Origin of the sequence: Acinetobacter sp. YH12108, from assembly GCF_013419055.1 — a bacterium.
In the GTDB taxonomy this organism is placed as follows: domain Bacteria; phylum Pseudomonadota; class Gammaproteobacteria; order Pseudomonadales; family Moraxellaceae; genus Acinetobacter.
The window spans coordinates 117904-139064 of record NZ_VPAW01000002.1; the positions used below are offsets into that span (position 1 = coordinate 117904).

The following is a 21161-nucleotide window of genomic DNA, read 5'->3' on the forward strand; positions in this document are numbered from 1 at the left end:
AACCGCCAAGAAGACGATCTATTTGCCTGGTAAAGCCTTATGAGCAAAACAACTCAAGATAATCCAGCAGTCGAGAACTCTGCGACAGAAACTGTGTCAAAACCATCAACGCGTAGCAAGCGTAGCACTAAAAATCCTGATACAGCCAATGCCGCAGAAAAAAGTCCGGCTAAAACCACACGTACACGCAGTACATCTGCACGTACCAAAAAAACGACTTCAAGCCAACAAGATTCAACATCTATAACACAGACTTCTGTTCAACAGGAACCAAACATGAGCCAAAATACAGTTCGCCGCGTTGCTATTATCGGTGGTAACCGCATTCCATTTGCACGTTCTAACGGTGCTTACTTTACGGCATCCAATACTGATATGTTCACAGCAGCCCTGAATGGTCTGGTTGAACGTTTTAACCTTCAAGGTCAACGCTTAGGTGAAGTGGTTGCAGGTGCTGTACTGAAACACAGCCGCGACTTCAACATGACGCGTGAATGTGTACTAAATACGGCTCTTGCACCAGAAACCCCTGCTTATGACATCCAGCAAGCATGTGGTACTGGCCTTCAAGCGGCCTTCCTGGTCGCGAACAAGATTGCTCTAGGTCAAATCGAAGTGGGAATCGCAGGCGGTGTAGATACGACTTCTGATGCGCCAATCGCTTTCGGTGATGGCTTACGTAAAGCATTACTTGAGCTGAACATTGCGAAAACGGCGAAAGACCGTTTAAAAGCCCTGACTAAAATCAATGTAAAAGACCTGATGGACGCACCAAAAAATGGTGAGCCACGTACTGGCCTGTCTATGGGCGACCATCAGGCGATTACTACACTGGAATGGGGTATTTCCCGTGAAGCGCAAGATGAGTTAGCTGCTTCTTCACACCAGAAAATGGCAGCAGCTTATGAAGAAGGTTTCTTTGATGACCTGGTAACTCCATTCCTGGGTCTTGAACGCGACAACAACTTGCGTCCTGATTCTTCAGTTGAAAAACTGGCGAAACTAAAACCTGCTTTTGGTAAAGGCGATGCACGTACCATGACGGCGGGTAACTCTACTCCACTGACTGATGGTGCGTCTTGTGTGCTATTGGCTTCTGAAGAATGGGCTAAAGCAAATGGCCATGAAGTATTGGCTTACCTGACTTTCCAGGAAACTGCTGCCGTTGATTTCGTAGAGAAGAAAGAAGGCCTGTTGATGGCACCTGCTTATGCAGTCCCTCGTATGCTGGAACGTGCTGGTCTGAAACTTCAAGATTTTGACTACTATGAAATTCATGAAGCATTTGCATCGCAAGTACTTTCAACGCTGAAAGCTTGGGAAGATCCAAAATTCTGTAAAGAACGTTTAGGTCTGGATGCTCCACTAGGTTCAATTGATCGTGCCAAACTGAACGTAAAAGGTTCTTCTCTAGCTGCAGGTCACCCGTTTGCAGCAACTGGCGGTCGTATTATCGCAACTGCAGCAAAACTGATTAATCAGAAAGGTTCGGGTCGTGTACTGGTTTCGATCTGTGCAGCTGGTGGTCAAGGCGTAACAGCTATTATTGAAAAATAATCCAAACCTCATATAAAAAAGCCGCTCTTTATGAGCGGTTTTTTTATTGCAATATTATTAGCGAAGTATTTGAGGATTACTCTAGTAAAGACTCAAGTTAAGCTTTTCGGTAGTCTGGTTCCAGCCCCATTTTGGCCTCAAGGTGGTCATAGCACCACTGGAAGATGAAGGTATATACCAAAATACATAGCGTCATCACCAGATCCAGAAGAAAAGCCTGCGCCAGACTGATCTGTAATGCATAAGCTACCATCGGAATCGTTGCCAGCATCAAACCACCTTCAAATCCAATCGCATGAGCAATCCGCACTTTGATTGTTCTTTTCAGACGATGTTTGGCTTCAAACTTTTCAAAATAATGATTAAACAGCATATTCCAGAACATTGAAGTCACAGCCATCGCAATTCCGAGAGCGCCTGTGACCTCAAGCGGCATATGCATGAGCGTACTCAGTAATATGGCAATTACCACCAATAAAATGCCTTCATATAAGGTGGCATGAATCAGTCTTCTTTTCGAAATTAACATTTCAGTTCATCAAGTCAGGAGATAAAAGAATTTTATTTCTTTAAATTTGATTATTCGAGTTAGAATCTATCAATAAAAATGAAAGATAGAATTCATGAATATTAATCAAGAACAGCTACAGATGTTTAAACTGGTTATGGAAACTGGCTCCTTCTCTGCTGCTGCGCGTAAACTTGGTAAAGTTCCTTCTGCAGTGAGTATGGCCATTGCCAATCTAGAAATTGATCTTAATCTGGTGCTATTTGAACGCATTGGCCGTGAGCCAAAACCAACTGCACAGGCGAAAGTACTGTATGAAAAAACTGAGCAGCTTTTGGTTGAAATCAACCAATGGAAGCAACATGCCCTAGCACTTAGTTCAGGTCTTGAATCTGAACTGAATATTGTGGTGGTGTCTGAGCTCCTCCATACCCGCTGGACTGATTATATCGTTTTGCTGGAACGGGAATTTCCAGCGCTGCAAGTTAATGTCTTTAGCGCACCTCAGGAAGATGCTCATCACATGCTATTTGAAGGTTCAGCGCAGTTAGCGCTGATGTTTGAGCGGGAGCAATTAGAAACCCGGGAACAGTTTATAGAATTAAAACGTGAGGTACTGGTCGCTGTGGCGGCCAAACAGCATCCATTAAGTCAATTTCACCAGGTCAGCTATGAACAGATTTTACAAAACCGACAGATTGTTGTTGCCAGTCGTGATCGTAGCATTAAGCCAGAACTGCTCTTTTCCCGGAATTACTGGCGCACTGACAATCATCATTCAGCCTGTAACATGATCCAGCAAGGTTTGGGCTGGGGTGTACTCCCTCTGGAAATGATCAATGAACAGCTACATTTGCAGGAGCAGCTACAGATCTTGCAGCTGCTCGATTTCACCCCAAAATTTGAATATTTTGTCGATCTGGTTTGGAGTCGGGAAACTCGACTGGGTACAGCTGCTCATTTTTTGATTAATCACTTGCGTCAGCAGCGAAAAACCGACCATTAATCACAGAAATTCAACGACAGTCTACTTGGTAAGGGGATGATTTATGATATATAAGAATGCATAAGCAATAACCATAGAACTAGATCGTAATGACATTAACTGCATTAAACCAATTAAAAAACTTGACGACTATTGTGGCAGATAGCAGTGATTTAAGCGCAATTGAGAAATTTCGCCCTCTGGATGCAACCACAAATCCATCTCTAATTACTGCAGCAGCGAAACAGCCTGAAAATCAGGCCTTGATTGAAGCCGCTTTTCAACAAGCCCAGCAAGAAGGCTATGTGAATAATGCCCTGATTGAACGCACGATTGATATTTTGACCGTCAAATTCGGTGTTGAAATTTTAAAACTGATTGAAGGTCGTGTTTCGACTGAAGTGGATGCTTCCCTGTCTTTTGATACTGAAGCGACCATCGCCAAGGCTAAAGAATTACTCGCGCTGTATGATCAATATGGAATTAATTCTGACCGCATCCTGATTAAGATCGCATCGACTTGGGAAGGTATTCAGGCAGCGAAAGCATTGGAAGAAGAAGGTATCCATACCAACCTGACCTTATTGTTTGGCCAGCATCAGGCCCATGCCTGCGCTGATGCCAAAGTGACTTTAATCTCGCCTTTTGTCGGCCGCATTCTAGACTGGTACAAAAAAGCGGAAGGTGTTGAGTCGTATCCAATTGAAAAAGATCCGGGCGTACTCTCAGTGAAGCGCATTTATGAATTCTATAAAGCGCATGGGATTAAAACTGAAATCATGGGTGCAAGCTTCCGTAGTATTGAGCAGGTTTTGGGCCTCAGCGGTTGTGATCTACTGACTGTTGCACCAAACTTGCTGGAACAACTTGAAAATGATCAGCGTGAAGTTCAGGCTCAGCTTTCAGCCAAAGATATTCAATCTCAAGGTGAACTGAGTCCAATCAGTCATGCCGATTTTGATGCACAACTGAAACAGGACCAGATGGCCAGTGAATTACTGCAAGGTGGTATCGATGGCTTTATCAAGGCACGTGAGCAACTGGCGGCTTTATTAAAGGAAAGTTTTTTGAGCACCACCTAAATTCACAGCGAATTTATAGAATTTCTCCAGGCCGATGTTGCTATAATGCCGCATCGGCTTTTTTCATTTTTGCGAGTTCTTCGTGTTTGGTATCACAGATCTAACGACCTTTATTATTGGGACAACGTTAATTGTGTTACTGCCGGGGCCGAATTCCCTCTATGTCATGTCAATTGCCTCTCGTTTTGGCATCAAGACCGGTTATATGGGTGCCTTAGGGGTTTATACCGGTGACTTGATTCTGATCCTATGTACGGCGTTAGGCGCAGCCTCTCTACTTCATGCGTTTCCCGTGCTGTTTATTGCCCTGAAAATTATTGGTGCTGTTTATCTCAGTTATCTTGGTATCAAACTGATCATTGCCGCCTATCAGACTTTCTTTCCGAAACAGTCGTCACAACGTGTTCAGATTAAAAAGACTACTCCTGAAACTGTCGGGTCGATTCAGCCCTTCCGTACAGCATTAACAATCAGTGTTTTAAATCCTAAAGCGATTCTGTTCTACCTGTCTTTTTTCGTGCAGTTTGCTGATCCTGTTTACCCTTATCCGGCACTGACTTTTGCACTCTTGGCTTTAATCCTGCAACTGATCAGCATGACCTACCTTTCAATCCTGATCTTTTCCGGGGTCAAACTCGCGAGCTATTTCAACCAGAATTATAAATTGACCGCTGGCGGGGTTGCTTCAGTAGGAATTCTATTCTGCGGGTTCGGCATCAAACTGGCGACATCTACTTTCTAAGAATCAGCAGCTTTCTGGCAAGAGCAGCGCTTTCAAAAATTGTTAAAAACATTGTGTTGATATATGAAAAGCGTATGATTTAAACGCATTTAAAAATAGTGTCATGGATAATGCCTAAACTTTTACAAGATCTCTCCTTTCCTGCCATCATGGCGGGTTTTATTACCTGCATGATTGGGATCAGCGTATCCGCCGTACTGGTCATTGAAGCAGCCCAAAGCCTGGGTGCAAATGCAGCGCAAATCAGTTCCTGGTTATGGGCACTCGGCATAGGTATTGGGGTTTCCGGCTTTCTGCTTTCCTGGAAATATCGTTATCCGATTTCCACCGCCTGGTCGACAGCCGGTCTGGCGTTAATTATTGCCTCCGCAGGCCATTACAGTCTGGCCGAAGCGATTGGCGCTTTTCTGATTTGCGGTATCCTGATTGCCTGTCTGGGATTTTTCGGAATATTTGACCGGATTTTTCAGTTTATTCCACAAAGTCTGACCAGTGCCATGCTGGCTGGTGTCTTACTGAAATTTGGTATTTCAGTATTTGGCAGCCTGCAACAATCCTGGGGCTTTGTACTTACCGTACTGGCCATTTATCTCATTTCTAAAAAGCTCAGTACCCGTTATAGCATTGTCATTACCGTACTGCTTGCAATTGTACTCTGTCCGTTCTTTATCGATTTTACACTTCCCCATTTGAACTGGAGTATCGCTCAGCCTGTATGGACCACGCCAGAATTTAGCCTGCAAGCTATTTTAGGACTAGCTCTTCCGCTGATGGTGATTAATCTGGCATCGCAATATTTACCAGGCCTGGCTGTAATTAAAAGTTATGGCTATCCACCCAAGGTGAATCCAATTTTAGGCTGGACGGGCCTCACTCAGGCACTACTCGCTCCCTTTGGCTGTTTCAGTGTTAATCTTGCCGCGATTAGCGCAGCAGTCAGTCTGGATGCACAGGCACATCCTGATCCGGCTAAACGTTATATCGCGGGTATGAGCTGTGGACTATTTTATATCCTGATGGGTTTCTTCGCTGCAACCCTGACCAGCTTATTGATGGCTTTTCCGGGTATTCTGATTACGGTTCTGGCTGGCATTGCCCTATTTGGTACCATTGGCCACAACATTGCACTGGCTTTTCAGGACACTCATGACCGGGAAGCCGCACTGATGACCTTTCTGTTCAGTGCATCCAATATCCAGTTTTTCGGCATTGGTTCTGCTTTCTGGGGCCTACTGCTTGGTTTGATGGTTTATTTACTATTTAAGCTTAAACCTCAGTTGGCTTAAATTTATAAAAGTAGAGATGACTTATGTCTATTTTTTTTAATGCCCTGCTGCTTGAGAAAACAGATTTATGACCACTACACCGGAAATAATCAGGGCAATACCAATAAAAGCAGAAAGATCCAACGCCTGCTTAAATACAATATAACCGACAATGGCCGTGAGAATGATCCCGACACCGGCCCAGATCGCATAAGCAATGCCTAAAGGAATCACCTTAATCACCTGAGACAGCAAATAAAAGGCGATACAGAATAAAACAACCACCGCTAAAGAAGGCCACAAACGGGTAAAGCCTTCAGATTTCACCAGAAATGTAGAGCCAGTGACTTCGGCAATAATGGCCAAACCCAACAAAAAATATGCCCAAGTTGCAGGATTCATTTTTTCACTCTCCAAATTTATCTTTCCTAGACCAAAACTTAGTTATGTCTTAAGAAATAAATTATTTATAACTGTATGTTGAGGGGTGAAAGCTGATGCAGAAAATCCAGCGTCTTGATAAAAGTCTGCTGACTTTCTTTCTTGCCCATAAAGAACTGATATTCATGAATCAGCCAGGCTTTAGATTCGGGATAAAAAACTTCTGTTACTGGAACCTGCTGCGCTTTTAAAGCTTTGATAAAAGGCAAGGATTGGGTGTCGGTCAGAAAATCCTTGTTGCCCCCGCTAATGAATACTGGCGGATAAGATGGCGTAATATACTGGATTGGAGAAATACGTTTTAGAAACTCGGTATCATTTTTACGGTCACCTGTATAAGCCTGAATCAGGCTATATACTCCCCACTCTACGATCTTCATTTCATCAGGTGCGGTACTGGCGAATGACTCCAAGTCATAAATACCACAGTGCAGAATCAGACCTTTAAGCTGGGAAGGTTGCAGATAAGGTTGAAAATCAGATTGTTTGGCGAAGTCTGGATTTGTTAGAAGCGCAGCATAATGGCTGGCCATATTCGCCCCGGCAGAATCTCCGGCCAGATATAAATTTTCGGCATCAATCTGGTATTCGGCTGCATGTTGAGTAATGAACTCCAAGGCCTGATCAATCTGATGTAACTGGCTTGGATAAATGGCTTGAGGTGCAAACTGATATTGGACCGATACCACGTTATAACCTTGCGCAGCCAGAAGTTTAAAATAACCTCGGGCATGTTCTTTTGAACCAGAAATCCAGCCACCACCATGAATCCACACAATAGTTGGTTGAGGGCCGATATTTTCGATATTTTGTGGTTGATACAGATCCAGAGATAGTTTTTGCTGCGGTTCATAGACCATATTCTGATGCACGATGACCGAACCTGGTGCATAGCGATCCATCACCTTTTGCTGCATCCCTGTGGTCAAATTAAAAGCACTGGCAATGACCCGGCTGTTCTGTACAGTATTTTGACAGCCTGCCAGAATAATTGAACAGAACAACAATAAATGAATAGCAAAAAACCTCAAAACCTTCCCCCTCGATCAGCCCAAAAATAAGCCCAGGCAGTTTAAACCATCCCCAGAAAAACAGCGTCATTTATCCTGTTATTTTTGATCAATAAAACCTGAATCCCTAGTTTTTTGCTCTGTTTTTTCTTTCATCAAATCTCTGCATTTATGTGAAAATACCTGTAATTTAAAGATTTTTTGCCATTTTTCAGCTTTTTGCAATTGCACCCATGGGTACATTGTGCTATCAATAAATCAGAGCGTAAAAAACACACAACATGCGGAGAAAAATCATGGCTTACCAACATATTTTAGTCCCAGTAGACGGTTCAGATATTTCCTTTTCTGCAGTTCGACATGCAGCCAAAATTGCCAAGGCATTTGGCAGTAAACTTTCCCTGATCAGCCTGATTGCAGAAGACCCTTTTACTGAAGCTGACTTCTACTACAGTTCAACGATTATGAAAGAGTATTTTGCTCAGGCTCATGCCAATGCAAAAAATGCCCTAAAAGAAGCCACTGCAATTGCAGGCAGTGAAGGTATAGAAGCAGATTCCCGCATTGTGACTGGCCTGGTGAATGCCGAACATATTGCTGAGACTGCAGAGGAAACCCAGGCTGATCTAATCGTCATGGGTTCACACGGCCGTAAAGGCTTCCAGAAAATGATTCTGGGCAGCTTTGCACAGGATGTTCTTGGCGCCAGTCAAATTCCGGTGTTAATCGTTAAAAAATAATCTGATTTGCGCATCTTCAAGGTGCGCAATTTTTTCAGGCAGTGTTTCTGTCTGAACCCTTCTACAGTAAACCTCCATTTTCTAAATGATCATTTCACTGCATATTCTAAAAATGAGGAAGCACCATGCAAAACTATGAACATATTCTTGTCGCACTCGATGAATCCTCGATGTCCTATGCTGCAGCTGAACATGCCCGTGAGCTGGCCAAAGCTTTTAATAGTAAGGTGACATTGGTCAGTATTATTGCTGTAGACCCATTTAAAGGCGTGGACTTTTATAAGGTTGCTCCCGCAGTCACTGACTATTTCATGCAGGCAGAACAACATGCACTGGATCTTTTAAATGAGATTAAGGCAAATTTTGTGCATGATGGTACACAAGTCACGACCAAGATCATTCATGGTATGGCACCTTCTGAAGGAATTCTTCAGGCAGCGCAGGAAGTTCCGACCGATCTGATTATCATGGGATCACATGGCCGTAAAGGTCTGCAAAAACTGATGCTGGGCAGCGTGGCACAGAATGTCCTTTCCCAGTCCGAGATTCCGGTATTGATTGTGAGACCTTAACGTAACCCAGACAACAAAAAAGCCTGCGATGCAGGCTTTTTTTAGCGAACTTTTTGATTCAGTTCGTTCAGGAAGAGTTCAGCATCCAGCTGGCTATTAAATACTTTTTTGTATTCTCCAGCTTGCTGAATAGAATGCGGTGTATATTGAAGGGAGATTTCAAACAGACCAGTCGCAGCATTTCTGCTGACATGAACCGCAATAATATGCCGAGTATTTAAATAAAAACCATCTTCGATTTTCACTAACATCTTGAATAAGACCTCTAGTATATCAATTTGAAGATTTCTTCATGTTTAATAGAAAAGTATAGTTTTACTTTCCTGTCTAGCCTCTTACTGTAAACCTTTTATGTGACTGATTTCACATTATAGTATTTTAAATGCGCTTAAATTCACCATTTAAAATAAGTCAATAATAAAAAGCCGGATCAGTTGATCCGGCTTTTTACATAACGATCTTATACGCTTAACATGCTGTTCAATGTCTCTGAGACATTTTTCGATTTCACCTGTGGTTTTAAAGCTTCAAGTTGTGCTTTGACTTCACTGCGTTGTGGTTCAATCAGGGTATACCAGCGTGAAAGCACCTGAAGCAGACGTGAACCGACAATCGGGTTTTTCTGATCCAGATATTTCGCCAGCTCGATATAATGCTGCACACCAAAGCTCCAGGTATTGACCGGATTGGCATTCAAACCGCCACTCACCGCACGGATACGGTTTGGCACTTTCAAGTCATAATCCGCATGCTCAGTGAGTGCTTTAATTGTTTCTGCAGTCGCTTTTGGATGAGCTGCTTGCAGCATGAACCATTGATCCAGTGCCAGTGCTTCATCTTTAAAGCGGTTATAGAAATCATCAAGGAATGCTTTGGCTTGAGGCGCATCATTCCATACCAGAACACGCAAGGCACCCAAACGTTCAGACATATTGCCTGTGTTTTGGTATTGCTGCCCTGCCAGTTCAAATGCACTTTCATCACCTTGACGTGCAATCAGCATTAGCATGATATTTTTCAGTGCACGCACACCCATCGCCTGAGAAAAATCTGACTGCAGTTCAGGATCCAGACCCAGATAGATTTCTTTAGCTGTTGCTCCAAAAGCACGTGCCAATTTATGCAGCAAGGCATCACGTTTTTCTTGGATCATGGCCGGATTGTAGTCTGTATCAATCCGGCTACCCAAGTAACCTTCAGCCGGTACATCAAACAGACGGGAAGCCAATAGCGGATCTTTCTGAATCAGATCAGGCAAGGTATTCAGCATCGCCTCGATATAGATTTCAGAAGGTTGATCATCCAGCAGAATGCGTTCTAATAAAGTCTGGGTCGCCTGCCACTGGTTAAAACCATTGGTTTCATATTGCAACAAGAACGCCAGTTCTTGTTCAGAGTAATCAAAATGCAGATCAACGGGTGCAGAAAAGTTACGCAGTAAAGAAACAACCGGCTTGCTGGTCACACCGCTAAACTCGATGGTCGCTTCATCCTGATCAAACAGATACACCCCATCTTTGACGCCATTTTCAAATAAGGCATCAGAGTTCAGGCTCAGCTGCTCACCGGTATTCGCATCAAACAAGGCCAAAGCCACTGGAATCGGAACAGCTTTCAGATTCGGATATTTCGGATGCGCTTTCAGACTTTGCTTAAAGCTAAGACGATAAGTTTGTGCATCTGCATCATACTCACCTTTTGCGACCAGTTTCGGTGTACCTGGCTGGTTATACCAAGTCAGGAAGTTCGATAAATCTACCCCTGAACCGGCAGTCAAGGCAGCCACCCAGTCTTCAACCGTTACGGCCTGACCATCATGACGGCGGAAATACTCATCTGTACCTTGACGGAATTTTTCTTTACCGAGCAAAGTCGCCATCATACGGTTAATTTCTGCACCTTTTTCATACACGGTCGCCGTATAGAAGTTATTAATTTCTACAAAATGATCCGGACGCGGTGGATGCGATAAAGGGCCAGAATCTTCCGGAAACTGATGCGCTTTCAGGACTGCCACATCATCAATACGTTGTACCGCAGCAGATTGTAGATCTTCCGAGAAAGACTGATCACGGAATACGGTCAAACCTTCTTTCAGACACAGCTGGAACCAGTCACGGCAAGTAATCCGGTTACCCGTCCAGTTATGGAAATATTCATGGGCAATCACTGATTGCACACGCATGATGGCAGCATCAGTTGTATATTCTTCATCAGCCAATACACATGAGGTATTGAAGATATTCAGACCTTTGTTTTCCATCGCACCCATGTTAAATGCGCTGGTTGCTACGATCATATAATTATCAAGGTCGTATGGCAGACCATAATGCTCTTCATCCCAACGCATGGAATGTTTCAACGCTTCCATCGCGATTTTGCATTTTGGAATGTCTTTTTCTTCAGCATAGATTTCCAGTGCCACATCACGACCTTCTGATGTGGTATAGCGGTCTTTCATCACTGCCAGATCACCGATTACGCAGGCAAATAAATAGCTCGGCTTTTTGGTTGGATCTTGCCAAAGTGCATAGTGACGGTTTTCATCCACTTCGCCGGTTTCGATCAGGTTACCGTTAGCCAGTAGAACCGGATACTTTTTGTCAGCTTCGACACGAGTGGTAAATACAGATAATACATCTGGGCGGTCTGGATAGAACGTAATTTTACGGAAACCTTCCGGTTCGTTCTGAGTTACGAATAAATCTGAACTGGCCTGATACAGACCTTCCAGCATGGTATTGCTTTCTGGATGAATCTTGACCACTATTTCAATAGTCGCCTGATCTGGAGCATTGCTAATCACCAGTTGCTCAGCATCCAAAATATAATCTGATGCATTTAGTGGCTGACCATTTAACTGGATCGATTGCAGTTCCAGGTCACGACCAAGCAATACCAGATCACCTGCTGTTTGGCGCTGCATCTCCAGTTTGCTGCTGACCAGCGTATGATCGTCATAGACTTGAATATTCAGGTCGATTGAATCTACAACAAAAGAAGGTTTTTGATAGTCTTTTAAATAAATGGTTTGATCTGCTTCGATCACCGGATTCGCCGCGATATTCATATAATGTCCTGATCCTTTATTGCACAGCTTCTAAGGCAAAAGATTGTCAATGCATTGATCATACGCCTTGATCTTGAACCTGTCTGTGCGTTTCATTTGTATTGTATATGGGAATAATTACTGATCTTTTCAATTGAGCTACATCAAAATATACGATAATCGCCTTATATTTGCCCGATATCTAAAATCCCCCTCTCTAAAACAACTTAAAGATAGAATAAAAAAAGCCCTCATCTGCACTGTATGATTCCTCTATGCATGTTTCCTGCACATGCAAAGTATTATTCCAATATGAAAAATTACTGCCTGGGTTCAGGACAACCTTATATCTAATTTAGATGCTGGGCGCTGCAAAACCTGACTTCTAAAAGATTAAGTTCTGGTTAATCTGCGTTCCAAATTTCATTTTAAATGCACAAATGACATGCACCAGTTTGAATGCATTTTGCATCACCCAACAGCAATGGCAGGATTCAAAGAAAGATATATGCCAAGTTTTCGGCTAATATCATATTTTTTTACATTTTCTTATGTGCTTGATTTAAAAATATATAATTTATGATTAATAGCAATTCCGAAATATTGATTAAAAAATGAGCATAGTTTTTGCTACAGTTTAAGTGTGTTTTCTCCAAGCGCAAAGACTCCAAGAATAACGACAACAAAGAAATTGAGGTGAGCTATGTATTTAAAACAGCATGTGGTACGGATTGAAAATCTTAAAACACTTCAGGTTCTGGATCAGGCCAATATTGATCATAAAGTTATTGCCCTGTTCATGAGTTCTGAAGGCGTTCAGCTACAGGCGCATGAGGTCAGTGCGATTCTGAATACTTATGATGCACTCGGTGCCAAAAAGGTTCCATCCAAAAAAGTGCAGGCGTTGATTCAAGCGAAACATCAGGGAGAGGAAGACGAAACATTACCCTGCCCCGTTTAAAAACGATGATCCAGTTTTCTTGAATACAGGGCTACTTCGGTAGCTCTGTTCGTTTAAAGGCTCTCTTCTTCTGAAATCTGCTTTATTAAAAATATTGTCAAATGACGCGTGACTTTGATGAGCTGTGTATAATCGCAGTTTCTCTTTATTCTGGAGTTGTGCGCAATCATGGTATTCAACGTTCTGCAAAAACAGCTTGATGAAAGTACGCAGTGCCCGTTATGTAAGGCCTCCATGTACTGGATCGAGGCAGAACAGTATGATCAGGACATTACTTATCATGAATGCAGCCACTGCCAGCATCAACTCTATACCGACCAGAAACATAACTGTTATTGCGATCAGTGTCTGGCTCAGCGTAAACGTATGCTGAAAGAAGTCCGTTTACAGGAAAACCGGAAATTTCATAAAAAACAGGATCGGCATGAATATGAGCTCAATCAGCTCAGCTTTATTAATAAACTGTTTCTGCTCTCGATTCTGGATGAACAGGTTCAGGAACATAGCCAGCATCAGGAATATATTGACTGGCATGCCATTAAATATTATTCCATCAGCCCGAATTACCTGTATCAGCATGGGTTGGTCAAAAATCTGCTGAAAGACCAGATTCTAGTTCCTAGAGATATTCAACAAGAGAATCAGCAGTACTATATTAATGTACGTCTGGATGGCTATTCTGAGCCAAGCCTGTTTAGTATTACCCAGCAATTGCGTTACTGGTTCTATGAAAATCTGAGCAAAGGCGTACCTTTTAAAAGTGCGGATGAAGTCAAAGATGCACTGTATTGTCTGCTGTATCAGGAAGTCATTCAATTCGCTCAGTTCTATTGCCGTAGCTGGGGTATCCAGATTGCGGGCAATCAAAGTTTTCAGGCTTTCTGCTATCGCCTGCTCGATGTTTTGGCTGTGGGACAGATTTATTATCTCGTGCAATCGGCCCTCGAATATCTGTATCAGCAGAAAGCTTTAAAACCACGAAATGAAAATTTCATTAATACCAATTTACTGAAAAAGACTCTACAGCAATATCGGGAACGTTCAGTGAATGAAAAATGGGAAACCTCTATTCTGCCTCGTCCACCACAATTGCCTTTGAGCAAAATGAGCAGCATCCTGTTTTTTCGTTTCCTGGGTTATGATGAAAATATTTTCTTCCAGCCGATCTGGCGTTCATGGCAGAAGATTGAACCACGCCTGAAATTTTATTCACAAAAACGCTGTATGCATTGCGGCTCACAAGAGCTTACTGTTGAATATGATGCTAGCGATTATGTCAGCCTGTTATGCCGTAACTGCAAACATCAAGACCATTATTTTACCCGCTAAGCATTTAGCAGCCCTATTCATATTTGAAAGATCAGGATGATGAATACTTCCGTGCAACAATTACAAAATACTTTTCTCGATCAGATCTGTGAAGCCTGGTCATTGCTTCAAGAGCAGCAACCCTTGGTGCATGTGATGACTAATGCGGTGGCCAGCAACTATGTGGCCAATATCTTGCTGGCTGCGAATGCTTCGCCCGCCATGATTGATAATCCTTTTGAAGCAGAGGGTTTTGTCAAAATTGCCGGGGCACTCAGTTTAAATTTGGGAACACCGACTACTGAACAGGTCGAGGCAATGCAGATTGCTGCGAAAACAGCACACAGCATTCAAAAGTCATGGGTACTAGATCCTGTTGGTTATGGAAATGTACTGCATTGGCGTTCAGGTGTTGTGGATCAGCTCATGACCTATCAACCCACAATTTTACGGGGGAATGCTTCAGAAATTGGTGCTTTGGCAGGGAAAAATATTGAGTCCAAAGGCGTCAATAGCACTGTCGATAGCTCGGAAGTTTATCTACAGGCGCAGTCCTTACTGGAACAATGTGAATGTATTGCTATTTCAGGTGAGTCTGATTACATCATTTCCAGAGATTATCCGGTGATTCAGGTTTTAGGCGGTTCATATTTACAGCCGCGCGTCACAGCAACTGGATGTGCCCTAGGGGCCCTGATTGCAGCGTATAGTGCAGTAAGTTCTCCTCCGATCGCAGCGCTCTCTGCTCATGTTCATTTTGCAATCGCCGGTCAATTGGCTTTTGCCAAAGCACCGACCTTAGGTCATTTTAATGCTGCATTTATCGATGAGATCCATCAATTGAATATAGAAACGATCCGTCAATATGCAGACTTTCGGATTTTGGCAGATTAAGCATCTGTCGGGTGTTTTATAATGAATATATGGAACACCCTATTACACTATTCAACTTATTTTTTAGATAATTAAAGTCAGCCCTAATCTGGCAAAAATAATTTTTCAAGCGCTCAAGCTGAGTATTGTGTAAGCTTTGGATGAGCTTTTGTATCTCGAATTTGACTAATATCTTTCAAAATTACGTGAAATATATATTTTACCACTTAGTCAAATTCACACTTATTTTTAAACTTTATTTAAATTTGTTTAATAATTCTAAATAAAGCATGTCTGGATTTTGATACTTCAGTAAGATTTATTACTTCTAAACCTGTAAAACCTATTACGCATTCTTGGCTTCCGAAATATTCAATACTCCATTTAGCCTGAAGAATAAGCTTAGGTGAGCATTAATATCTAAGTCATAAATAATATTCAATAAAAGAGTCAGTTGCCCTTAAGCAACTGACTCAAAAAATAATCAAGACAGGCGATTAACCCTGATAATGGATACTCACCGACTTAATCCGGTTATTTTCGATTTCCATTACCTTGAATTGAATACCTTGGTAGTTCAGTTCAGTGCCTACCTCGACCACACTATTGGTTTTATCCAGAATCAGACCGGCAACACTGATATAGCCTGCATCTTCATCAATCAGATCCAGCATACCGAGCTCAAGTTCTAATTGGTACAAATCCAGCATACCAGATGCAATCCAGTGTGTATCATCAACTTTGACCAGATCCAGCTGCTCATCGGCATCCGGGAATTCACCGGCAATTGCCTCAAACACATCTAGCGGTGAAATCAGACCTTGTACATGACCAAATTCATCGCTCACCAGCACCAGAGAGCCTTTTGAGGTACGTAAGGTATTAATCGCGTCAATCACCTTCATTCTTTCAAAGATATAGATAGGGCGATGACGCTTGATCAAAGCTTTTAATTCTTCCGGTTCATCCAGTACATCTAACAGTTCTTTGGCACGAACGATGGTAATCACCTTATCCAGACTGCCCCGACAAACCGGAAACAGGCTGTGGGGTACAGACAGGATTTTTTCACGGATTTGTTCCGGACTATCCTCCAGATCGACCCAGGAAATCTGACTTCGTGGGGTCATGATCGATGCTACAGAACGCTCTGCCAAGGTCAATACCCCGCCAATCATATAGCGTTCTTCATCCGCAAAGGTTTCCTGTGCTTCATGCTGAGTAGTACTGGTGGTTTCAAGCTTAGCGCCCATCAGTTGGAGAATACTGTTAGCAGTGCGATGACGCAACGGAATCTTGGCTTCATGTTTCGCAGCATTGCGCTGACTAAACTGGTTAAAGGCTTCAACTGCAATTGCAACGCCAATACCAGAATAGATGTAACCTTTCGGAATATGGAAACCGAAACCTTCTGCCATCAGGCTGATCCCGATCAGTAGCAGGAAGCTCAAACACAGAATCACGACCGTAGGATGACGATTCACAAAGTCAGTCAATGGTTTAGACGCCAATAACATCACGGCCATCGCGATAATCATGGCTGCCATCATGACATAGATATTATCGACCATACCTACGGCGGTAATCACCGAGTCCAGTGAAAATACGGCATCCAGTATGACAATCTGAGCCACAACTGCTGTAAAGCCTGCATATGCCACCTTGGTCGTAACCTGTATTTCAGGCTTGCCTTCAATTTTTTCATGAAGTTCGGTAACAGCTTTATAGAGCAGGAATAAACCACCAAAGAGCAGAATCAAATCCCGTCCGGAGAAGGTCCAGTTAAATAATTGAATAAGCGGTTGAGTCAAGGTGACTAACCAAGAGATCGCGAACAACAGACCTAAACGCATCAGCAAGGCTAAGGATAGACCGATCACACGGGCCTTATCACGCTGTTCAGGGGGAAGTTTCTCAGCCAGAATGGCAATAAAGACTAGGTTATCAATACCTAAAACGATTTCGAGAATAATAAGAGTAATTAAACCAACCCAAATTCCGGGATCTAATAAAAATTCCATTAGAACACCATCCCATTTGAGTATGTAAGCAACGAATATGGAAGATCAACGCACGGCGAGGGATCCATTTAATTTAACCTTTTCGACTTAAGATGTATCTATTATGCATAAACTTATGATTTTTGAACAATAAAATTTATGAAAAACTGTTGCACCGCTTTGCCTCTCCTCATTCTAAAATCTTTTAATTTTCAAATCATTGGCCTGAATCTGTTATGTTCTACATAACTCATTACAAATTAAAGAAAATTTAGGCTTCTTTTTGACCCTAAGCGCATTAAATCTAACTGATAGAAGCCTGAGATATAAATTACTGTTTCTCTTAATATTCATATCTAATCATGCATCATAAAATATTGAATCATCCACTATCCGACTAAGTCCATTAAATCCACTTATCTAAAGACATATTTTAAATATGGATTTTTTTATTAAAATAGTTCATACACGTTATAAATAGTTAGTCGTGGGATCAAAAAGATGCATAAGTTTCTCATCCAAAACGGTTTTATTCGATGGGTAACCAACTTAAATGTACTTGCTCTAGCTTTCGATCAGATTTGAGAAATCCGAATCTGCATCGTGCTACAGATTAAAAAATGTATCAGAGCATTCATTTAAACAGCATCGATTTTGAATTGTATTTCCGCATACTCACCAAAAGTAAGATATGCGCAGGTCGGCCATTTATCCATATGGTTTGCCAACCCAGCTCTTATTTAGACTCTAAACCTAATCTGGAGCCTTAAGATTTGCATGTCATATCAATGCCATTCATCTGGATAAAGACAGTTACAATTTGCCCCGATTGAGCTACAACATGTAAATCGCCTGATTTTTTTGGTGTTAAGAAGATCTAACAAATGCAATCTCGTTAACATTTTAAAAATAAAGGTTGAAACATGTATAAACTTTTACATAAAATGTCAGTGCCCTAGAAAAATAAATAAAAGGAACATTTCATGACTAAAAAATATGCAAAATTTTTACCTTGTGCAGAAGACTTTAATTTAGAAAACTTTCCATACTACTGGGTGACTCAAGTTCATGCCCAATATGTCCTAAATGTAGATCATGCACTTAAAAAGTATGGTGTCGATAATTCACGTCGCCGTATCTTGCTTGCTCTTAAAGCCAAACCACATGCCAGCGTTTCTGACCTGTCAGAAATGGTCGTATCTAAAATGTCGACAACCACCAAGATCGTTTATCGCTTAAAAGATGAAGGTCTGGTTGAAACCTATTCCTGTGAAGACGATGCTCGTATTACCCGTGTCGCGCTGACTGAAAAAGGAATGGAAATGACACATAAAATTAATGACCTGACCAATGTTGTACTGGAACAGTCATTTGAAGGGCTAACCCCATTACAAATTGAAAAAACCATGGAAAGCTTACGCCATATCTTTAAAAATTTGGCTCGTTAAGTATTTTTCAATTTTGAATTTAGCTGGCGAGATCAATAACACCTTTTATAATAATTAACGATCCGCCATTGCTTTCTAGGTTTTAGGAATCAAAAAAGTTCAGCTGTGGACTGGCTTTTTTGATTCTTTCTTTTGGTACATGTGAACATTCGAACTCCTCTACTGGAAATCCCTGTACAAAGCTGCGAATATCCGGTTGCGTGAGATTCAGCCATTCATGTAAACGTTCGTGCGGAATCACAATAACTGAACGTTTAATATTCCCCGGCTCATGAAACTCTTTCATCATGGGATGGTCTATTGCATCCATCGTAATCATACTAGCCGAACGTACGATTTCATCCTGCACCCGAGCAATTTCATACAGTGCCGCAATAAAGGTCGCTTTTCCATCTTTACGCCTGACGCCCCAGCGCTGTGGTTTATTATCAAAATACTTTGACTCATAAAATTCCGAGACGGGAATCACCCCAAACTTGCATTTGGCTGTCGCTTCTGCAAAGGTTGGTTTTTGCAGCAAAGTTTCATTTCTAGCATTGTAGGTTTTTGTCCCAATCGTTTTATCCTCTGCCCATTTGGGAATAAAGCCAAAGTTAACCGAGCGCCATTCCAGACCTTGATCAGATTGAAATAACAAGGGTGTAGCATAATTCGGATAGACTTCTTCCGGATATTCAAAGGGAATTTCCGGTAAGCCCAGATCATGTATTTGCTGCGAAGTTAAAGGCTTAAAGTTGGCGCACATGCTTAATCAGACAGATCACTTGATGCTCTGATTATAGCTTGATGCCAAGCTTAAACCTGTATGGATTATGGATAAGTTTCTATCATTTAATATTATTCACTGGGTACAGTCAGCCAGTGAGTACGGGTGAATTCCTCAAAAATCCAGCGTCCATTAAAACGCCCAAGCCCAGAGTTTTTCTCTCCCCCAAACGGAGCATTAGCCTGATCTGCCACACTAATACCATTGATATGAGTCATACCGATATCCAGCTGTTCTGTAAAACTAATACCACGTTCAATATTCGAGGTACAAACCGCACTAGATAAGCCAAAACGGGTATCATTGGCCAGCTTTAAGGCATGTGCTTCATCACGAGCTTTCAGTACTGGCAGAATCGGTCCAAAACTTTCTTCCTGAGCCAGTGGAGATTCAGGTGCTACCCCAGTAAAGATATGTGGATAGACCAGATTACCTTCTATCCCCCCTTCGTATACCAGCTCTGCACCCTGCTCTTTTGCACTTTGAATAATCTGCTGATGTTTTTTGATCTGACTCTGATTGATGATCGGCCCAATGATGGTCTCTTCTAGATTTGGATCACCCACAGCAACAGTTTTCACTCGCTCTAAAAGTTTTTCCACATAGGCATCATGAATAGACGCATCGACAATGACCCGATTGGTGCTCATACAGATTTGTCCCTGATGCATAAAGCGCCCCATGATTGTCAGTTCTACTGCCAGATCAAGGTCTGCATCATCCAGAATCACCAGTGGCGCATTTCCGCCCAGTTCCAGCGCCAGACGTTTAATTCGAGGGCTGGCTAAGGCTTTACTTCCTACATTCTGTCCGACTTCAGTAGAGCCCGTGAATGAGATCATTTTTGGAATCGGATGTTCGACAAAATAGTCACCAATTTCACTGCCTGCACCTGAAACCACATTGAGCACACCTGCGGGTAAACCAGCTTCTTCAAACAATTTGCCTAATAAGGTTCCACCTGTCACTGGTGTATCACTTGCTGGCTTGAGTACCACACTATTTCCACAGGCAATCGCTGTTGCTACCGAACGCATGGATAAATGAAATGGAAAATTCCATGGGCTAATGACGCCAATCACACCCAAGGGTTTACGCAGTACCAGACTTTTACGTTGTGGATCTTTGCTCTCCAACTGTTCAGTCTTGATCTGTTCTGGAAATTTTTGACTTTCCTGAATAATAGATAAAGCAGCGCCAACTTCCAGACCAGCTTTAAAACGGGTACTTCCAGACTCAAGAATTAACCAGTCAATAATTTCATCCTGGCATGCCTGAATCACCTGTTGTAGTTTTTGCAGGATTTGCTGTCTTAACTCAACTGATTTAATAGCACCCTGCTGAAAGGCTTTATCAGCTGCAGCATAAGCCGCATCCACATCTGCTGTACTGGCAGACTGCAAAGTAAAGATCGTATCTTGGGTGTAGGGATTCAGATTCTGAATCATTTTCTGGGAACGGCCGGGTTGCCACTGACCCGCAATAAACTGCTGATCCAAATGTTGATATGCCATGCTGTTCTTCCCTGCAATTTATTGATTTGCTTTTACTTTAGCAGAGCCATTTCAGGATGGAAGTGACAGCGACGAATTGTTACGCTTTTATCTTTAGCTTTATAAGTAAGTGGAACTTACTGATGCATGATTCTCTTTTATCGCAGTTTAAATCTTCCAGTACATCAGCCAAAATACGATTCTTAGAAATTAAAAATTGAGAATTAAATTGAGTCTTAAATGTCATGATCCAAAGTTCTACAACTACCCAGCATGAGGAGCTGTAAACGCTCATAGGAATACCGACTGGCAGATATAAAGCTACTGTTTAACAGATAATTATTATTAAAGTTTTCTTCTG

At 42.2% G+C, this 21161-nt stretch carries 20 protein-coding genes; 11 read left to right on the forward strand and 9 right to left on the reverse strand.

Going from position 1 to position 21161, the window contains the following annotated elements:
• The first annotated feature begins 39 nt into the window (after nucleotides 1-39).
• Nucleotides 40-1557: an acetyl-CoA C-acetyltransferase gene (locus FTU46_RS02055; protein ID WP_004783924.1), complete on the forward strand. Its 1518-nt coding sequence runs from the start codon at nucleotides 40-42 to the stop codon at nucleotides 1555-1557.
• A gap of 97 nt (nucleotides 1558-1654) precedes the next feature.
• Here the strand turns inward: FTU46_RS02055 and aceI are convergent, their stop codons facing one another.
• The gene (aceI, locus tag FTU46_RS02060; RefSeq protein ID WP_180017578.1) at nucleotides 1655-2086 is read right to left on the reverse strand and encodes a chlorhexidine efflux PACE transporter AceI; all 432 of its coding nucleotides are present in this window, start codon (nucleotides 2084-2086) and stop codon (nucleotides 1655-1657) included.
• A gap of 94 nt (nucleotides 2087-2180) precedes the next feature.
• Between aceI and FTU46_RS02065 the strand changes: the two genes are divergently transcribed.
• The 4 genes from FTU46_RS02065 (at nucleotide 2181) to FTU46_RS02080 (ending at nucleotide 6160) form a co-directional block, all read left to right on the forward strand.
• The gene (locus FTU46_RS02065; RefSeq protein ID WP_179992455.1) at nucleotides 2181-3071 is read left to right on the forward strand and encodes a LysR family transcriptional regulator; all 891 of its coding nucleotides are present in this window, start codon (nucleotides 2181-2183) and stop codon (nucleotides 3069-3071) included.
• A gap of 89 nt (nucleotides 3072-3160) precedes the next feature.
• Nucleotides 3161-4132: a transaldolase gene (gene tal, locus FTU46_RS02070; RefSeq protein ID WP_179992454.1), complete on the forward strand. Its 972-nt coding sequence runs from the start codon at nucleotides 3161-3163 to the stop codon at nucleotides 4130-4132.
• Between the two features lie 82 nt (nucleotides 4133-4214).
• Nucleotides 4215-4874 carry a leucine efflux protein LeuE gene (gene leuE / locus FTU46_RS02075; RefSeq protein WP_180104242.1) on the forward strand — a complete coding sequence of 220 codons (660 nt, stop codon included), beginning with the start codon at nucleotides 4215-4217 and terminating at the stop codon, nucleotides 4872-4874.
• Between the two features lie 110 nt (nucleotides 4875-4984).
• Nucleotides 4985-6160, forward strand: a complete 1176-nt coding sequence (locus FTU46_RS02080; protein ID WP_179992452.1) for a benzoate/H(+) symporter BenE family transporter — start codon at nucleotides 4985-4987, stop codon at nucleotides 6158-6160.
• A 36-nt stretch (nucleotides 6161-6196) separates the two neighbouring features.
• On the opposite strand, the gene FTU46_RS02085 is transcribed toward FTU46_RS02080, so the two are convergent.
• From FTU46_RS02085 to FTU46_RS02095, 3 genes are all read right to left on the reverse strand, one after another.
• Nucleotides 6197-6541: an SMR family transporter gene (locus FTU46_RS02085; RefSeq protein ID WP_180104243.1), complete on the reverse strand. Its 345-nt coding sequence runs from the start codon at nucleotides 6539-6541 to the stop codon at nucleotides 6197-6199.
• Between the two features lie 65 nt (nucleotides 6542-6606).
• Nucleotides 6607-7611 (reverse strand): alpha/beta hydrolase, encoded by a 1005-nt coding sequence (locus tag FTU46_RS02090; RefSeq protein ID WP_180104244.1) that lies wholly within the window; start codon nucleotides 7609-7611, stop codon nucleotides 6607-6609.
• Nucleotides 7612-7689: 78 nt separating this feature from the next.
• Nucleotides 7690-7833 carry a hypothetical protein gene (locus FTU46_RS02095; RefSeq protein WP_166135019.1) on the reverse strand — a complete coding sequence of 48 codons (144 nt, stop codon included), beginning with the start codon at nucleotides 7831-7833 and terminating at the stop codon, nucleotides 7690-7692.
• Nucleotides 7834-7886: 53 nt separating this feature from the next.
• Here FTU46_RS02095 and FTU46_RS02100 point away from each other — a divergent pair, with 53 nt between their 5' ends.
• Nucleotides 7887-8330: a universal stress protein gene (locus FTU46_RS02100; protein ID WP_125279008.1), complete on the forward strand. Its 444-nt coding sequence runs from the start codon at nucleotides 7887-7889 to the stop codon at nucleotides 8328-8330.
• 125 nt (nucleotides 8331-8455) lie between these two features.
• Nucleotides 8456-8902 (forward strand): universal stress protein, encoded by a 447-nt coding sequence (locus tag FTU46_RS02105; RefSeq protein WP_104425970.1) that lies wholly within the window; start codon nucleotides 8456-8458, stop codon nucleotides 8900-8902.
• 41 nt (nucleotides 8903-8943) lie between these two features.
• Here the strand turns inward: FTU46_RS02105 and FTU46_RS02110 are convergent, their stop codons facing one another.
• On the reverse strand, nucleotides 8944-9153 hold the full coding sequence (locus tag FTU46_RS02110) for a hypothetical protein (protein ID WP_004783945.1): 210 nt from the start codon (nucleotides 9151-9153) through the stop codon (nucleotides 8944-8946).
• Between the two features lie 209 nt (nucleotides 9154-9362).
• Nucleotides 9363-11972: an aminopeptidase N gene (gene pepN, locus FTU46_RS02115; protein ID WP_180104245.1), complete on the reverse strand. Its 2610-nt coding sequence runs from the start codon at nucleotides 11970-11972 to the stop codon at nucleotides 9363-9365.
• 682 nt (nucleotides 11973-12654) lie between these two features.
• On the opposite strand from pepN, the gene FTU46_RS02120 reads away from it, so the two are divergent.
• The 3 genes from FTU46_RS02120 to thiM all read left to right on the forward strand — a co-directional run bounded on the left by FTU46_RS02120 (nucleotide 12655) and on the right by thiM (nucleotide 15114).
• Complete coding sequence (locus tag FTU46_RS02120) at nucleotides 12655-12912, forward strand: hypothetical protein (protein WP_004783954.1); 258 nt, start codon at nucleotides 12655-12657, stop codon at nucleotides 12910-12912.
• A gap of 168 nt (nucleotides 12913-13080) precedes the next feature.
• Nucleotides 13081-14241 (forward strand): hypothetical protein, encoded by a 1161-nt coding sequence (locus tag FTU46_RS02125; RefSeq protein ID WP_180053403.1) that lies wholly within the window; start codon nucleotides 13081-13083, stop codon nucleotides 14239-14241.
• Nucleotides 14242-14280: 39 nt separating this feature from the next.
• Entirely contained in the window at nucleotides 14281-15114 is an 834-nt protein-coding gene (gene thiM / locus FTU46_RS02130) for a hydroxyethylthiazole kinase (protein WP_180104246.1), read from the forward strand.
• A gap of 476 nt (nucleotides 15115-15590) precedes the next feature.
• Here thiM and FTU46_RS02135 read toward each other — a convergent pair whose 3' ends face one another.
• Nucleotides 15591-17114: a TerC family protein gene (locus FTU46_RS02135; protein WP_179992446.1), complete on the reverse strand. Its 1524-nt coding sequence runs from the start codon at nucleotides 17112-17114 to the stop codon at nucleotides 15591-15593.
• Nucleotides 17115-18076: 962 nt separating this feature from the next.
• On the opposite strand from FTU46_RS02135, the gene FTU46_RS02140 reads away from it, so the two are divergent.
• Complete coding sequence (locus tag FTU46_RS02140) at nucleotides 18077-18541, forward strand: MarR family winged helix-turn-helix transcriptional regulator (protein WP_004783963.1); 465 nt, start codon at nucleotides 18077-18079, stop codon at nucleotides 18539-18541.
• Nucleotides 18542-18623: 82 nt separating this feature from the next.
• On the opposite strand, the gene FTU46_RS02145 is transcribed toward FTU46_RS02140, so the two are convergent.
• Nucleotides 18624-19286, reverse strand: a complete 663-nt coding sequence (locus tag FTU46_RS02145) for an SOS response-associated peptidase family protein (RefSeq protein ID WP_004783965.1) — start codon at nucleotides 19284-19286, stop codon at nucleotides 18624-18626.
• A gap of 92 nt (nucleotides 19287-19378) precedes the next feature.
• Entirely contained in the window at nucleotides 19379-20821 is a 1443-nt protein-coding gene (locus tag FTU46_RS02150) for an aldehyde dehydrogenase family protein (protein WP_180053400.1), read from the reverse strand.
• Between the last annotated feature and the right edge of the window lie 340 nt (nucleotides 20822-21161).

What these genes read in the sequence shown, in the direction of transcription:
- FTU46_RS02055 (WP_004783924.1), top strand. Translation starts at nt 40, where the DNA reads ATGAGCAAAACAACTCAAGATAATCCAGCAGTCGAGAACTCTGCGACA.
- aceI (WP_180017578.1), bottom strand. Translation starts at nt 2,086, where the DNA reads ATGTTAATTTCGAAAAGAAGACTGATTCATGCCACCTTATATGAAGGC.
- FTU46_RS02065 (WP_179992455.1), top strand. Translation starts at nt 2,181, where the DNA reads ATGAATATTAATCAAGAACAGCTACAGATGTTTAAACTGGTTATGGAA.
- tal (WP_179992454.1), top strand. Translation starts at nt 3,161, where the DNA reads ATGACATTAACTGCATTAAACCAATTAAAAAACTTGACGACTATTGTG.
- FTU46_RS02080 (WP_179992452.1), top strand. Translation starts at nt 4,985, where the DNA reads ATGCCTAAACTTTTACAAGATCTCTCCTTTCCTGCCATCATGGCGGGT.
- FTU46_RS02085 (WP_180104243.1), bottom strand. Translation starts at nt 6,541, where the DNA reads ATGAATCCTGCAACTTGGGCATATTTTTTGTTGGGTTTGGCCATTATT.
- FTU46_RS02095 (WP_166135019.1), bottom strand. Translation starts at nt 7,833, where the DNA reads ATGTACCCATGGGTGCAATTGCAAAAAGCTGAAAAATGGCAAAAAATC.
- FTU46_RS02100 (WP_125279008.1), top strand. Translation starts at nt 7,887, where the DNA reads ATGGCTTACCAACATATTTTAGTCCCAGTAGACGGTTCAGATATTTCC.
- FTU46_RS02105 (WP_104425970.1), top strand. Translation starts at nt 8,456, where the DNA reads ATGCAAAACTATGAACATATTCTTGTCGCACTCGATGAATCCTCGATG.
- FTU46_RS02110 (WP_004783945.1), bottom strand. Translation starts at nt 9,153, where the DNA reads ATGTTAGTGAAAATCGAAGATGGTTTTTATTTAAATACTCGGCATATT.
- pepN (WP_180104245.1), bottom strand. Translation starts at nt 11,972, where the DNA reads ATGAATATCGCGGCGAATCCGGTGATCGAAGCAGATCAAACCATTTAT.
- FTU46_RS02120 (WP_004783954.1), top strand. Translation starts at nt 12,655, where the DNA reads ATGTATTTAAAACAGCATGTGGTACGGATTGAAAATCTTAAAACACTT.
- FTU46_RS02125 (WP_180053403.1), top strand. Translation starts at nt 13,081, where the DNA reads ATGGTATTCAACGTTCTGCAAAAACAGCTTGATGAAAGTACGCAGTGC.
- thiM (WP_180104246.1), top strand. Translation starts at nt 14,281, where the DNA reads ATGAATACTTCCGTGCAACAATTACAAAATACTTTTCTCGATCAGATC.
- FTU46_RS02135 (WP_179992446.1), bottom strand. Translation starts at nt 17,114, where the DNA reads ATGGAATTTTTATTAGATCCCGGAATTTGGGTTGGTTTAATTACTCTT.
- FTU46_RS02140 (WP_004783963.1), top strand. Translation starts at nt 18,077, where the DNA reads ATGACTAAAAAATATGCAAAATTTTTACCTTGTGCAGAAGACTTTAAT.
- FTU46_RS02145 (WP_004783965.1), bottom strand. Translation starts at nt 19,286, where the DNA reads ATGTGCGCCAACTTTAAGCCTTTAACTTCGCAGCAAATACATGATCTG.
- FTU46_RS02150 (WP_180053400.1), bottom strand. Translation starts at nt 20,821, where the DNA reads ATGGCATATCAACATTTGGATCAGCAGTTTATTGCGGGTCAGTGGCAA.